Source organism: Ligilactobacillus salitolerans, from assembly GCF_003864415.1.
Classification (GTDB): domain Bacteria; phylum Bacillota; class Bacilli; order Lactobacillales; family Lactobacillaceae; genus Ligilactobacillus; species Ligilactobacillus salitolerans.
In genome coordinates, this window is record NZ_BFFP01000012.1 from 26,784 (window position 1) to 40,890 (window position 14,107).

The 14,107-nt window shown below is 41.8% G+C and carries 16 protein-coding genes and 1 tRNA gene; 4 read left to right on the top strand and 13 right to left on the bottom strand.

The window, feature by feature from the left end; all coding sequences use genetic code 11:
* Positions 1-164: 164 nt before the first annotated feature.
* Complete coding sequence (locus LFYK43_RS04700; protein WP_124975953.1) at positions 165-890, top strand: deoxynucleoside kinase; 726 nt, start codon at positions 165-167, stop codon at positions 888-890.
* A 91-nt stretch (positions 891-981) separates the two neighbouring features.
* On the opposite strand, the gene LFYK43_RS04705 is transcribed toward LFYK43_RS04700, so the two are convergent.
* The 10 genes from LFYK43_RS04705 to LFYK43_RS04745 form a co-directional block, all read right to left on the bottom strand.
* Positions 982-1,185: a hypothetical protein gene (locus LFYK43_RS04705; protein WP_124975955.1), complete on the bottom strand. Its 204-nt coding sequence runs from the start codon at positions 1,183-1,185 to the stop codon at positions 982-984.
* 166 nt (positions 1,186-1,351) lie between these two features.
* The gene (locus LFYK43_RS04710; RefSeq protein WP_124975957.1) at positions 1,352-2,563 is read right to left on the bottom strand and encodes an acetate/propionate family kinase; all 1,212 of its coding nucleotides are present in this window, start codon (positions 2,561-2,563) and stop codon (positions 1,352-1,354) included.
* A gap of 165 nt (positions 2,564-2,728) precedes the next feature.
* Entirely contained in the window at positions 2,729-3,073 is a 345-nt protein-coding gene (locus LFYK43_RS04715; RefSeq protein ID WP_124975959.1) for a hypothetical protein, read from the bottom strand.
* 47 nt (positions 3,074-3,120) lie between these two features.
* A complete protein-coding gene (locus tag LFYK43_RS04720) occupies positions 3,121-3,570 on the bottom strand; it encodes a universal stress protein (RefSeq protein WP_124975961.1) in 450 nt (149 codons plus the stop codon).
* 91 nt (positions 3,571-3,661) lie between these two features.
* Positions 3,662-3,955, bottom strand: a complete 294-nt coding sequence (locus LFYK43_RS04725; RefSeq protein WP_124975963.1) for a hypothetical protein — start codon at positions 3,953-3,955, stop codon at positions 3,662-3,664.
* A gap of 169 nt (positions 3,956-4,124) precedes the next feature.
* The gene (locus LFYK43_RS12505) at positions 4,125-4,271 is read right to left on the bottom strand and encodes a hypothetical protein (protein WP_158609185.1); all 147 of its coding nucleotides are present in this window, start codon (positions 4,269-4,271) and stop codon (positions 4,125-4,127) included.
* 616 nt (positions 4,272-4,887) lie between these two features.
* A complete protein-coding gene (locus LFYK43_RS04730; RefSeq protein ID WP_124975965.1) occupies positions 4,888-5,268 on the bottom strand; it encodes a type II toxin-antitoxin system HicB family antitoxin in 381 nt (126 codons plus the stop codon).
* A gap of 40 nt (positions 5,269-5,308) precedes the next feature.
* Complete coding sequence (locus tag LFYK43_RS04735; protein ID WP_124975967.1) at positions 5,309-5,497, bottom strand: type II toxin-antitoxin system HicA family toxin; 189 nt, start codon at positions 5,495-5,497, stop codon at positions 5,309-5,311.
* A 383-nt stretch (positions 5,498-5,880) separates the two neighbouring features.
* Positions 5,881-5,965, bottom strand: a tRNA-Leu gene (locus LFYK43_RS04740).
* A gap of 180 nt (positions 5,966-6,145) precedes the next feature.
* Complete coding sequence (locus LFYK43_RS04745) at positions 6,146-6,886, bottom strand: glucose 1-dehydrogenase (protein WP_124975969.1); 741 nt, start codon at positions 6,884-6,886, stop codon at positions 6,146-6,148.
* A 170-nt stretch (positions 6,887-7,056) separates the two neighbouring features.
* On the opposite strand from LFYK43_RS04745, the gene LFYK43_RS04750 reads away from it, so the two are divergent.
* Both LFYK43_RS04750 and LFYK43_RS04755 read left to right on the top strand, forming a co-directional pair.
* The gene (locus tag LFYK43_RS04750) at positions 7,057-7,941 is read left to right on the top strand and encodes an alpha/beta hydrolase family protein (RefSeq protein ID WP_124975971.1); all 885 of its coding nucleotides are present in this window, start codon (positions 7,057-7,059) and stop codon (positions 7,939-7,941) included.
* Positions 7,942-7,959: 18 nt separating this feature from the next.
* Entirely contained in the window at positions 7,960-8,829 is an 870-nt protein-coding gene (locus LFYK43_RS04755) for an NAD(P)H-hydrate dehydratase (RefSeq protein WP_124975973.1), read from the top strand.
* A gap of 66 nt (positions 8,830-8,895) precedes the next feature.
* On the opposite strand, the gene LFYK43_RS04760 is transcribed toward LFYK43_RS04755, so the two are convergent.
* Positions 8,896-9,297: a hypothetical protein gene (locus LFYK43_RS04760; protein WP_124975975.1), complete on the bottom strand. Its 402-nt coding sequence runs from the start codon at positions 9,295-9,297 to the stop codon at positions 8,896-8,898.
* 34 nt (positions 9,298-9,331) lie between these two features.
* On the opposite strand from LFYK43_RS04760, the gene LFYK43_RS04765 reads away from it, so the two are divergent.
* Positions 9,332-9,913 (top strand): restriction endonuclease subunit S, encoded by a 582-nt coding sequence (locus LFYK43_RS04765; protein WP_174713962.1) that lies wholly within the window; start codon positions 9,332-9,334, stop codon positions 9,911-9,913.
* Here LFYK43_RS04765 and LFYK43_RS04770 read toward each other — a convergent pair.
* Positions 9,896-10,828, bottom strand: a complete 933-nt coding sequence (locus LFYK43_RS04770; protein ID WP_124975979.1) for a site-specific integrase — start codon at positions 10,826-10,828, stop codon at positions 9,896-9,898. The two genes, LFYK43_RS04765 and LFYK43_RS04770, sit on opposite strands and share 18 nt — an antisense overlap.
* Before the next feature lie 162 nt (positions 10,829-10,990).
* On the bottom strand, positions 10,991-14,074 hold the full coding sequence (locus LFYK43_RS04775) for a type I restriction endonuclease subunit R, EcoR124 family (RefSeq protein ID WP_124975981.1): 3,084 nt from the start codon (positions 14,072-14,074) through the stop codon (positions 10,991-10,993).
* Positions 14,075-14,107 lie beyond the last annotated feature (33 nt).

Sequence of the window (14,107 nt, forward strand, 5' to 3'; positions counted from 1 at the left end):
TTTTTCTTGCAAATTAATTTATAAACTTTAGCCGGTGAACTAAAGATTGAAAAGCCCTCTTGCTCAATGTAAAATAGATGAGGTATGCATCTGCAGCCAAATCAACATGGGACCGCAAACTGTGGTCGTTTGAGCATTTAAAACCGAAAAGGAGTTGTCCGCGCTTGATCACCTTAGCCGGAATTATTGGGTCTGGCAAATCCAGCTTGACCGAAATTTTAGCACAAGAACTTGGCACTACACCATTTTATGAACCCGTTGAAGATAATCCGGTGCTTCCATTATTTTATCAAGGTAACGAAATTGCCGCCAAACGCCGATCGGCCGGAGAAGAAAATGTTTCTAATCCATACGCCTATCTCCTACAAACATTTTTCCTCAATCGTCGTTTCAAGATGATCAAGCAGGCTAAAAGCGGCACCAATAATATTTTGGACCGTTCGATCTACGAAGACGCGATGTTTATGAAAATGAACACTGATATGGGGAATGCTACCCAGATCGAATATCAGATCTATCAAGAACTTTTGGACAATATGTTATCCGAATTAAAATTTGTCTCGGATGATTCCAACGCGGATCTGATGGTCATGATCAAGGTTTCATATGAGACAATGATCTCTCGGATAAAAAAACGGGGCCGTGAATTCGAACAGATCGACACCGACCCATCTTTAGTCAGTTATTATCATAATCTGTTGAACTACTATAGCGAATGGGCCAGCTCTTACAACATCTCACCTTTTTTGATCATCGACGGTGATAAGTATGATTTTGTGGAGAACCTAGCCGATCGAAATCATGTCTTAGACCAAATCGAAAATAAACTTGTTGAAATAAACAGCCTAACTTCGCAGCAATTGCAGCAGTTTAAACAAAGGCGCTACTAAAAAAATATGGCGATACCCTCAATAAATGGGTACCGCCATAGTTTTTTAGTTTATCTGTTTTGTTTTTGATTTGATCGCCCGAGTCATCCGCCTAATCTTCAGCAGCTTCAATTGCTTCTAAGATGTTTTGCAGGTTACTGATCTCGTTGCGTACGCTTCTGCGTTTTTCATCATAAACCTTCAGAAGATTATGGCTGACTGTAGAATCACCCATCATCGCACAGACGCTGTCTAATTCGGCAGCCTCTTCTTCTGCTACTTGATAATCGCGCAAAATATCAAGCTTGTTGCCCATGACAAAGCCTCCTAAATGAATTAATTATCTTTTTATTGACCAGAATAATTTACCACTTTTTAGGAGGTTTGTTAACACTTTTTGGTTACAAAAATATTACATTTTTTAATTTTTTTCAAAGCCCTGCAAAAGCCTTTACTAGCAAGGCTTAAGCCCCTGCTCTAAACTAAAAGTTGGTGGCTTGAGGGACTTCATTCAAAGCCAGAACATCACGTGCGATCATGACTTCTTCATCGGTTGGGATCCGCATCACAGTTACTTTAGAATCAGGACCAGAGACAATATCTTGCACCCCGCGTTTCAAATTTTCTTCTTGATCTATTGTGATCCCGAGAAAAGCTAAACGTTCCATGACCGCAGCCCGGATCTCATCAGAGTTTTCGCCAACACCGGCTGTGAATATGATCCCATCCAAGCCGCCCATTTCAAAGGCGTACTGGCCGATATACTTAACAATATCTTTCACCATGATATCTAGTGACAGTTGCGCGCGGTGGTTAGTGTGTGCGACCTGGAGAACATCGCGACTGTCTGGTGAAATACCCGAGACCCCTAAGAGACCAGAGTTCTTATTGAGCAAATAGATCATTTCAGAAATTGAATCGATCCCCATCTTTTCCATCACATAAGAAACCAAAGACACATCCACATCCCCAGAACGGGTTGCCATTGAGACACCAGTCAGCGGGGTAAAGCCCATCGAAGTATCGAAAGACTCGCCATTCTTGATCGCGCAAATCGATGCACCAGCTCCAATATGACAACTGACCAGCTTCAATTCCTTTAACGGACGTTTCAGCATTTTCGCCGCCTCACCAGCTACATAGCGATGGCTGGTCCCGTGGGCACCATAGCGTCTGACACCGTATTTTTCATACCATTCGTAAGGAACACTGTAAATAAAGTTCTCTTCCGGGATCGTTTGATGAAATGCGGTATCAAAAACAACTACAGAAGTTGCTGCGGGTAAAATTTTTCTAAAGGCTTCGATCCCAACAAGATTTGCGGGATTATGTAAAGGAGCCAAATCAGAAATACTGCGAATCTGGTCGATCACTTTGTCATCAACGATCACTGAATGATCAAAATATTCTCCCCCTGCAACTACCCGGTGTCCAACGCCTTCTATTTCTGAGTAGTCTTTAATGATATGCAGCTCTAACAATAGATCCATTAGAACTTGAACGGCCTCACGGTGATTTTTAATATTTTCTTTGTGGTGAAATTTTTCACCTGCGTGATGTTTAACTGTAATGATCGAACCCGGCAAGCCGATCCGCTCGATCTGACCTGAAGCGATTACATTTTCTGCCGGCATTTCGAATAACTTAAACTTAAAACTTGAACTCCCTGAATTAACTGCTAATATTTCCATCATAAAAATCCTCTCTACAAAACTAATAAATAAAGCGCTTACTAAATAGTATACACTGTTTAGTTACTATTAGAAAGGAAAATTTATGACTACTGCTTGAGACAAAACGTTCTCAACAAAAAAAGACCTCCCACTTTATCTAATGAGAGATCAGTCAGTACTCTAAACTTAGTTTGATTGCGATGGTTGACGCAAGAGTTTAATGATATCAATGTCACGGTTGCTGACCACGATCATCGCAACTGTGTACAGATCCATGAAGAAAGCTAATTGCGCCAAAGTTCCTTTAAAAGCCATAAACAAGGAGGTCAAGAAAAAAATCTGACCTAAAATGGACCACTTCTTTTTGTCGGCTGTGTAGCCTTTCAAGGTCCCCTGCTCTTGTTTTGACAGTTTTTCCGGCTGCCTAATTTTTGCTTTTGAACGTAATTTCGTCAAGTGATAATTCCGACGCAAATTATAGATCATCAACACAAACAACATGACATAAACCACACCAGCTCCAATATCCAATTTAAGCCACCCCCTCACGGTTTAAATTTATAATCAAGTTAAAGTGATCATCTAGCAATAATAACATCACAACTTGCTGCCCGGATCACGTAATCGGTTACCGCGCCAACAAAGACACGTTCAACCGCATTTAAACCTGTTGGTCCCATAATAATGAGATCAGTCTGATGATCTTCTGGGAAGTCCTTAGCAATGACTGTTCGCGGCGATCCGAAACGAGCATGGACATCAACGTCATCTAAGCCTTGATCTTTAACCTTCTTTTGCAGTTCGGCCAAATATTTATCCACGTCTTCAAAGGTCTGATAAACCACGTCACCACTTGCATTTAACATGCCTGCAAAACTAACAGAGAATTGTTTTAAGTCGATTACATTTAAGATATCTAGATGTGCATGGTTTCTTTTGGCAACCTCAACCGCTTTCGTCAATGCCTTTTCAGCTGCTTCAGAACCGTCGACTGGTACAAGGATGGTTTTATATTCCTGTTCTGTCACTGTGACCACTTCCTTTTTTACATATAAAGCTTAAGAAGATACACTTCCTATCAGCTTTAGTATAACACGCTTTTTATTTGCTGTCCTATATTTAGCGGCCTTGTTCACTCAAGAATTGGCGACTGGCGAGACGAATTAATTCTAAATCAGCCAACAGCGCATCGTCATCTTGCAACGAAGCAGAAATCCGTTGCAAAAAATGCAAATATGCTTCATCCTGTTGTGAATAATTTGCTAGTTCTGCCTCGCAGGCTCTCTTCAGGCTTTTCCAAACTAGCTGGGCGCGCTGATTTTCGCCTTGTGACTCAAGTTCGATGCCTCGCTGTGCTTCGTCACGATAAATCTTCGCCCGTCCAATTAAGTACATTGAATTATTCTCTGTCATAACGATTACTCCCTCTCTTACTCTCTATGTTTACGCTTTCATTTAAGCGTACCGCATCTTTAACAATAAATCAATTCACTGCAATAAAAATTTACTAAATTTAATAAAATTTATTTATCTCTAGGCTACAAAAAATCCCCCGCATTTTAAAATGGGGGATTTCTTTTTTTCACTGTTTTTTAGCTAATGCCATCTTGTATTGAATAATTTTCCGTTGGCACTCAACTGTCTTAGTAGTGTCGCCAATTCGAATGAACTCTTTGACCTGTTGCTCTAACTTTGTGATCGCGCCTGACAATTCTTCTGTTTCTGCCATCCTGAGTCCTCCGTCTAAAGGATAAATTTTTTTACATTATAAGGGAAAGAAATCTAGTGTCAAATTGTATGCGATCTATAGCTCATATTTCTGCACTAGGCTGGATAATTGAGAACATCTAGCGGATCTGCAATACATTTGTCAAAAACAATACCAACAAGGCTAACAGAGCACCTAAAATAATATGAAAAATAGACGAGACGATTTTTGGCTTGATCATCATATTACCTCCCATTAACCTTTAGCGCGATCACACATCTCTTCACCTATAACGCTACGCTTCAGAGATGTTTTTTCTGTTGTGGGAATGTAAAGGAATAGTAAATAAAACCCTAGCAGTTAATTTTATTTTTTAATTTATTAGCATAAAAAAGGCAATATTCCATTCGGGTAGTTTTCACGACTTTAATGTGATGGCTTGAAGCGATGAAAAACTTCAACTGGTGCGGTCAGCTTTCTTTAGATCATACCCCACGATAGACATCCTTGCCTTCAATCGTGATACCGGCCACTACGACTCACATTGGACTTGCACCAACTTGCTGCTACCCCATACTGAGCGCAACAAAAAAGGCAATCGTTGCAATTTCGATCGCCCTTCTATTATTTTCGCCTGCTAAACACCTAGTTTAACTTTCAACGCTTCAGTTAAAACGGCTGAGAAGTTTATATTCTTCTCCTTACCCAACTTTACCAAGTATTCAGGAACAGATACGTTCTTTCTGACAGTCTTTGGATTGTTGCGATGATATTCATCCATATCTATACTAACAATTGTTTTAATGTCTCCGTCTTTAACATCCATATCTTCTAATTTTGAAGCTTTAGGGTAATCTGTAACATCTTCAAGCATCAAGCCAATCATATCAGCAGCCATTTCAATTGCATCCTTAAGATCTTCTCCTTGAGTATATCCGCCATCAATATCTGGGACTTCAACAAAGTAACCTTTCTCTTCTGGATGAAGTATAACTGGATAGACTAATAAGTTTGCCATGGTTGTTTCCTCCTTGCAATTAAGTCCAGCAAACAAAGGCTTATTTCAGCCCTGCCTGTTTCAAAATGCTTTGTTCCAAACCTTTTTTCAATTCTTTTGCATGAATCGGAACTGGTATTGAAACGTGTGTCTCAGGATTGTACATTTTGAGATGTGAACCGCGTTGAGATTTTTCAATGAAACCGTTGGCTTTTAACAACTTAACGATTTCTTTCGGCTTCATAGGCATCTTTCTGTACTCCTCCCCTAACTACACATTCTATTATACACAATAATAAGTATAAAGACAAAGCTATTTGTAAAATCGGTAGGAAAGACATTGCCTCCATTTCCATAGTTTACGGCTCTCGCATGCGGCTAGTCTCTTGTCTAAAGATGCAGTCTTATACGCACTAGCAGACTGCTAGACCATACTGACATGATCTCCCCGTTGAAGAAATATGCCTACCTAATTGAGTATAAAGCGAAGTCTGACGATCATATCGAAGATCTGCTGTAAAATCTTGGCAATAAAAAAAGCTCCTCACCCTCTCGGAATGAAGAACCTTTATAAGCTGTTGTCCAAATGTTGTCCAACAAACGCTGAAAACCTAGTGTTAAAGGCTTCTCTTATGCCACTGGCAGGAGTCGAACCTGTACTTGGATAACCCAAACAGCGACCTGAACGCTGCGCGTCTGCCAATTCCGCCACAGTGGCAAAACTCTCAAATCAGTACTTAAACATCATACAATAATCTGGCAGAAAATAAAAGTCTTTTTATCAACTTTTTTGTTTTTAAGTACGAAAAAGTTGCTTTTAAAGCTTAAAAATCTACATACAACGCCGTTTTCACTCAAAAAATAAGGACGGTTTGAAAACCGCCCTTTAATGCTCACCCTATTGTGCAGTATACCCGCCATCAACGACAAACTCGCTGCCTGTCGAAAATGAGGACTCATCGGAAGCTAGATACATTACCATATTAGCGATCTCCTCTGCACTCCCCAAACGTTTCATTGGGTGCAAAGCTTCAAGATCTTGCCGCATTTCCGGATAAGCATCGACCATTGGCGTATGCGCATAGCCTGGATGGACCGAATTGATTCGGATCGGATAATTCTGTTCACAGCAGTATAAGGCTGCTGACTTGGTCAAGATCCGCACTGAACCTTTGCCAGCATTATAGGCATACAAATTGGAAATCCCTATCAACCCAGCGATCGAACAAAGATTGATGATCGAACCGCCCTTTTCTTTCAGATATTTGATCCCGTATTTGACGCCATAGATCACACCATCAACATCAACCGCCTGGATCTTGTGCCATTCCTCAGTAGTAATGTGTTCTGCATCATTAAATTCCAGAATACCAGCATTGTTCACCACCACATTAACCGGTCCAAATTTCTCAACTGCTTTTTTGAAGACTGGTTCCCACTCGTCTTCTTTTGAGACATCCTGCTTGATGAAGATCACATTGTCGCTATCTAGCTCAGCCAGTGCTTGATCTGCGCCTGCTTGATCAACATCTGTGATCACAACTTTAGCCCCGTGCTGTAAGAACAGCTTTGCCGTTGAGAGTCCAAAACCTTTCGCCCCGCCAGTGATCAGTGCAACCTTGCCATCCAAACGTGCCATAATAATAAGCCCCTTTCTTATTTGTGATGCTTTTCACTATCTTTAATTATAGTCGTTGTCTTGAAATTATTGCAACCGTTTCGCTTGTGTTTCTTGCAAGCTGAACCATGTCTGAAATCGTTATTTTTGTTATAATTAAAGCTAGAGAATTAACTGAAAGGAAGAGGAAATTGGTTAAAGTTACAACGCAAACTATTACCTATACTGATCCCAGTCGGACTGATCGGCCGCTTAAAACGACACTTTGGTCTCCTGCAGAAATTGACTTGACAAAAGCAGTCAAGAAACTCCCGTTAATTTTGCTGTCGCACGGTTCAGGCAGCAATCGCCTGAGCTTGGCGTGGTTAGCTCGACCGTTAGCTGAGCAAGGCTGCATCGTTGCTGCGCCAGACCATTTTGGCAACACCTTCGATCACCCCGAGCCGGAACAATTCAAACGCTACTGGGAACGGCCGCGTGACCTTTCTTTTTTGCTCTCCCAGCTCCAACGCGACTATGGCGGCGTGATCGACAATGATCAGATCTTTGCCATCGGCTTCTCCTTAGGCGCTTACTCGGTGCTCGCATTAGCTGGTGTGAATGTTGACCAGAATTTGATCAAACAAAAGGAAAAAGCCGTCCTAAATGTTGCCCAATCAACTGATATGCCTACATTTGGCAAGCTGACCGGCAAAGTGGTTGAGGCAGATCCCAGCGAAGTACCACCAGACTTAAAGGACGAACGTTTTCGCAAAGTTGTCGCACTTTCGCCAGCTTTAGGCAGCGGTTTAGGTTCATTTGATCAAACCAAGAATGTTGAGATCCCAATTTTACTGATCGCTCCAGGCGGCGATAAAATCGCCCCAGTCGATTTAAACGGACGAGTCTACCACCACTTTCTTCCCGCTGCTAAATATACCGAACTGCCGCAAAATGTTGGCCATTTCATCTTCTTACCGTATAAGAAAAGTTTTCCGTCAGCTGATGCTTTCTGGTACCAAGACGCTCCGGGCGTTGACCGGCAACAGATCCACCAGCAGACTATTCAGCAAATCAGCCAATTTTTACTAAAATAAAAGTTTGGAGGGAGCAATTTGAAAGATTTAGACACAAATGTATTATCAGTTATCAGTCCCCGGCCGGCAGAAAGTTATAAAGGCAATTACGGGCGAGTTTTAACGATCGGAGGTAACGAAAACTTCGGCGGCGCGATCATCATGTCGACGTCGGCTGCGGTTCACGCTGGAGCCGGTCTGGTGACGTGCGCAACTGCCCCCGCCAACCTGACTGCCTTGCACAGCACAGTACCTGAAGCTATGTTCGTGGACTACACGGACAATGAAGCTGTCAATAATGTGCTTAAGAGTACAACCGCCATCGTGTTGGGACCAGGGCTCGGAACGGATGAAACTTCAAAGAAGATCATCGCCAATGTTTTCGCCAATGTGAGCGAAGAGCAATATCTGATCATCGATGGTTCAGCCATCACCCTACTGGCACAAGAAAAGGATTTGCAAGCCAATTTACCGCAGGCTCACATCATTTTTACCCCCCACGAAATGGAATGGCAGCGACTGTCAGGGATTAAGATCGCTCAGCAAACTGAAACAGCCAATCGAGTTCAACAAGAGAAGCTGGGCGCGACTGTGATCTTAAAGAAACATCATACCGAGATTTATGCTCCCAATGCAGAAACTTTTCGCTTACCTCTTGGCGGACCATACATGTCAACTGGCGGCATGGGTGATACACTGACCGGGATCATTGCAGCCTTTATGGGTCAGTTTGCCAAAACCAACCCACAAAAAGCCTTGCAAGCGGCTGTCTACACCCATAGCGCCATCGCTGATCAGCTCTCTGAAAACGCCTATGTTGTTTTGCCAACCGACATTATCGGGCATCTGCAAAAATTTATGCAAGAACACAGTCATGAAAATTACCGGACGAAAATCGGATTTAATTAAAACAATAAAGCGTCACCGCTAACAAAAATAACGTTGGCAGTGACGCTTTATTCATCATAATTTAACTTATCTAGCATTGACCCCATAGATATAGGCAACGTAACAGGCAAAGTCACCAAAACGTTTGCGAGCACGAACGCTATCAAGCCTCAGTTGATCGAACCATTCTGCAGGCAAACCTTGTTTATCAAAGATCCGTTTCAATAATGTCAACTGGTAAATCACCGCATCATGTTCATTGGTCCGCCGATCATCGATTGCTGCTTTTTCCTGGCTCGATAGCAGCAGCCAAGTGCCGCGGGTCCCCGCGTAAGTCACAGCGACTTTGACAAATTCATCCCATAATTCCTGCGTTTCTTGTCCAGCAATCTCGACCAGTCCCGTTAGCTCGGAATAAATTTCCTCCGCTTCTGCGAATGTGAGTGCGCCTGATTTCTTTTCAAAAGAATTGTATGTGTAGAAATTCAAAGTAAACACCGACCTCCATTATTAATCTCATATCGTGCTAATCTTTACCCAGCTTACCTTAAATGGTGGAGAATTTGCAAACACTTGGGAACAGCGTAAGTTGGGTGCTTTCACAGACTCTTTTTCTGGTGGAACTCCGACCGCGGGAAAAGCTGAATACTATGGCGGTGAAATTCCGTTTATCCGTTCGGGTGAAATCTCATCAGATTCAACAGAGCTTTTTATCACAGATGCTGGGTTAAATAACTCGTCAGCAAAGATGGTAGGGATCGGTGATATTCTTTATGCTCTATATGGCGCAACCAGTGGTGAAACGAGTATTTCAAGAATTAACGGGGCAATTAACCAAGCTATACTAGCTATCCGTCCAACTAAAGGTGACGACCCTTACATGATTGTTCAATGGCTAAAAAAACAAAAAGAAACCATCATCTCAACTTATCTACAAGGTGGCCAAGGGAATTTATCCGGCTCAATTGTTAAAGACTTGCTGATAACTTTGCCAAAAAACAAAGACGAGCAAGCTAAAGTGGGTTCGCTTTTCAAACAACTTGACCAAACTATCGCTCTTCATCAGCGTCAGCCTTTTTACGCCGTTTTAACTCAAACCAGATAAGGATCTCATAACTAAATCAATGTCTTGATTTTCCAGTTCTTGAATAATATGCAAATACGTTTTCTGAGTTGTAGTCATACTCGCATGCCCCAATCTTCGAGCCACACTAGCAATTGATACCCCCGCAAATAACAGTAATGAAGCATGGGTATGGCGAAGTCCATGAATCGAAATGGTTGGAACTTTTGCCTTCTTACATGCCCTTTCCAGCACTCCATTCACGGTCGAATTATAAACTTTCTGGCCTTCATCCACAAAAATAGGCTGATTTTCCGATAATCCCTTAATCATTTGCGAAAACTGAATCACGGTCTGCCAATCGAGTTGAATTTTCCTAACTGAAGACTGATTTTTTGTTGGCAAAAATCCACCCTGCCCTTTATAATCCCAAGTTTTATTGACAATCACCATTTGATGGGAAAAATCAAAATCTTTAGGAGTTAAAGCTAGAGCTTCCGAAAATCTCATTCCAGTTTTAGCCACCAAAAGAATGAACCAGTTCCAATCAAGTTGTTCACCCAGTTCTAAGTTCATCAACATCGTATGCAATTCATACTGATTCAGGTATTTCGGTTTCTTCTCCCGAGGTGTTTTCCCTTTAATAATAGCTTTTCTAGTTGGATCACGCGCAATCAATCCTTCGTCAACTGCGTCAAGGATCGCCCCTTTGAGCTGATGATGAAAATCCATGGTCGTTTGTCTTTCATGTTCTTCTGCATAAGAATTAAGCAATTCTTGGTAGTTGATCCGATTAAGTTCCACAACCTTTAATTGCGGGACCAGTTTCACTAACCATTGATATGCCATCAGATATTTAGCCATCGTGACTGGTCGGATGGCTCCTTCCTTATAAACTGTGATCCACCGCTGATAGTATGCGTGAAAAAGCTCATCTTGTTTCTTTGAATCTACCATAACATATCCTCCTGCTATGTCGGCTGACGCTCATGAAGGATTTTAAGTTTGGTCAATCTGTTGCTTTGCCCTTGCCTCAGATTTTACCAAGCTTCTTTAAATGTTCAAAACTTACTGTTCCACTGCAGTAAAAAATGCTAGGGTCTCCCCTAACCTTAAAAGTTAATTATACCTTTGCTTAACATCCAACATCCATTGAGCTAGATCCCCTGTTAGTTTAATCGTATGCATTAGCTGATTACCAGCTGATTTATCCTTGGCCTTGCCAAAATCAGCTCTAGTTGTAATTTCATCAATGTATGGAACCACATCAGGTTCTCCAATCGAAAATGCTGTCACTGATTTTTGCAATAGATCCGCATCAATCCCACGTTCAGCAGCAAAGTGATCGACCTGTTCTTTCTCCAAACTTTGTTTCCACAGATCATATGCTTCATCAAAGTTAACGTCCGCCGATAAATTTCCTGGAACTAGTTCTTCCTTGACAAATCTAAGCAGCAACTTAGCTTGAATATCTTGCCCCATATTACTCAATTCCTGAATTTGCTCATAAATGATTCGCAAAGTTTCGTCATCAACTGTCTGAACCTTGCCTGTGGTATCGACCTTTTGACCGATCAATTTTAAAATATGTGCGGCATCGATCACCTGTGAACCAGAAACTTGCGTCTTGCCTGCCAAATCTCTGACCTGGACAATTTTTATGTCGATCGGCTCTCGTGGAAAGAGGTTTTTGTACGCACCGATATATTGCATCCACAGGTGCTCACTCATTCCAAATGTCTCATCGACCCATTTAAACTCATAGTATTGCTCAACAATATTAGCTTGACTTGACGCGTCCTTAAAGGCTGCTTCAAACCCTTTCTTGGCTTCTTCATCATCTTTAATTTCCTGCCAACGAGTCGGATCAGTCAGAGTTTGACGCAATTCATCAAAAGCAATTTTTAGTTTCTTGACTGCATTTTCATAAACATCAACAATGGCGGGATTATTCTTTCCACCACTGCCATATAATGTTAAAGCCTGATCAACGGTTGCTTCAGTGACCTTGGGCAATTGAAAATTGATGATTGTGCCAAATTCCTTGGATGCACCAAAAACACGATTGGTCCTCGAATAAGCTTGAATCAAGCCTTGCAATTCCAGCGAGCGGTCAACATACAAGGTATTCAGGCGCTTCGAATCATAGCCCGTCAACAGCTGATCAGCAACGATCACTAAATCAATATTTTTCGGATTCCTTCCGCTGCCGCCCTTCTTGGCTCTTTCGGTCAGATCCTCGAAATAGGCACTTTCACCATGCTGCTGGTTTCCTGCTTCAAAGTGGATCCCAGTGAATTCGCCATAATCGGTAAACATTTCTTTGACGACTTTAGTCGCAACGTTGTCTGGATCATTTTCATTGCCAAAGCTAAAGGTCATCGCAATGTTGATTTTCTCGTCTCTATCAGCCATCTGCCGTTTGAATTCTTTATAGTAGGCAATCACACGTTCCTTATAGGCAACAGTCAAAATACCATTAAATTGCCTAGCTTGCGACTGGCTTTCCCACTGATTTAAAATGTCAGTCACGACTCGTGGAATATGTGTCTCATCCTGATAGACCAATAAATCATCTTTAACGGCTGCTTGTTCGACTTCCAAATTAGACAATTGCTGGACCTTGCGTTCAATTTCACGCTTACCCTTTTCTGGGTGTTCCTCTTCTTGCTTTTCGATCAATTTGTCCCGCAAATCATCATAACTTTTAAACTCACCTGTATTTACGTAATCAACATGAAAGCCAAGTACATTTCCATCAGCGATTGCTTCTTCGATTGTATAGCGGTGCAATTCCGGTCCAAAAAGTTTAGTTGTGGTATTAATGACCTCACTCTTAGCGTTAACTTTACCCTTAACCTTATTTTCGTCAAACAATGGTGTCCCAGTAAAGCCGAAGAACAGCCCATATTTTCTGAAGTAATGCTTAATATCTCCCATCATCTGCCCCATCGTTGTTCGATGTGCTTCGTCGATAATGAAAATCAGCTTTTGATCAGCCAAGCTGTAGTCATGATTTTCAACCATCTCTTTCACTAATGAATTCAGTTTAAAAGTTGTGGTCACAACGATTCCTGATTTACTTTGCCTAAGGCGTTTCTTAAGCTGGTTAGTTGAAGAAGTATCGTCAACATCAACCGCCTCATACTTTGAATAGTTTTTAAAGCTATCAGATGTATTACTGTCTAATTCACGCCGATCCACCAAGAAGACCACCTTGCCAAAACTCAGGCGCGTGGATAAGAATAAGGCAGTTTTAAAACTAGTAATTGTCTTGCCAGAGCCCGTCGTATGCCAAATAAATCCCCCATGCGCTATACCGCTGTCGACATCACGACCTTTTGATGCTGCTTCGATTGCTTGCAAGGCATAGACTTGGTATGGCCGCATTAACATGTGGCGTTGATTTTCTGGATCCTTAGCCTCATCGATTACCAAATAATCTCCCACCATCTGGTGAGCCATGGGGATCTTAAGTAAAGTCTGGGTAATTTCGCGCCAATCATTAATAGGACGATTCTGTTTATCAGCCCAGTGGAACACAAAACTGGGATTGAAATCATCAATCGACTTAGGTGTCGCAAAATAACGCGTATCAACTTCTGAAGAAAGGACCATCATTTGCGAGAAAGCCATGAAGTTATTCGAGTATTCGCCATCACGATAATAACGTTGAAACTGCCCAAATGCTTCCTCTAAATTCTTATCGGTTCTTTTCTGTTCGATGTTGATCAGAGGTAGCCCATTGATCAACAAAACAATATCAAAGCGATTACCATGGTCAGTTTTAACTTCACGGGCAATTTGATAAGTTGAATCTCCTGCGTGGACCTCTGCTTTTTTAAAAATTGTCAACGTGATTTGTTCTCGGGTAACTTCTAACCCACTATCACGAAAAATTCCATCGATTTTACCCGTTGATTCCTCAATTGAAAGCATTTTGGCAGCTTCGTAACTATTACTGATTTGCCTGACTCGCATCATAACTTGATCAAATTCAGCATCAGTCAGTGCCTGACCTTCAAGCTGATCAGCATTGATCCTATTCAGCTGGACACGCCAATTATTGATCAAATCATCAACTGAGACCTCATGGAGGTTCCCATTCAAGGCTTCAGGCGCGACCCAATCATGTTTAGTCAGCTCCTGGACAAAATTCTCCTGAAAAGTACTTTCGGCTGCATCTTTAACAACATTACTCAATACAAATGCCCCCTTTTACAAATTCCTACATGT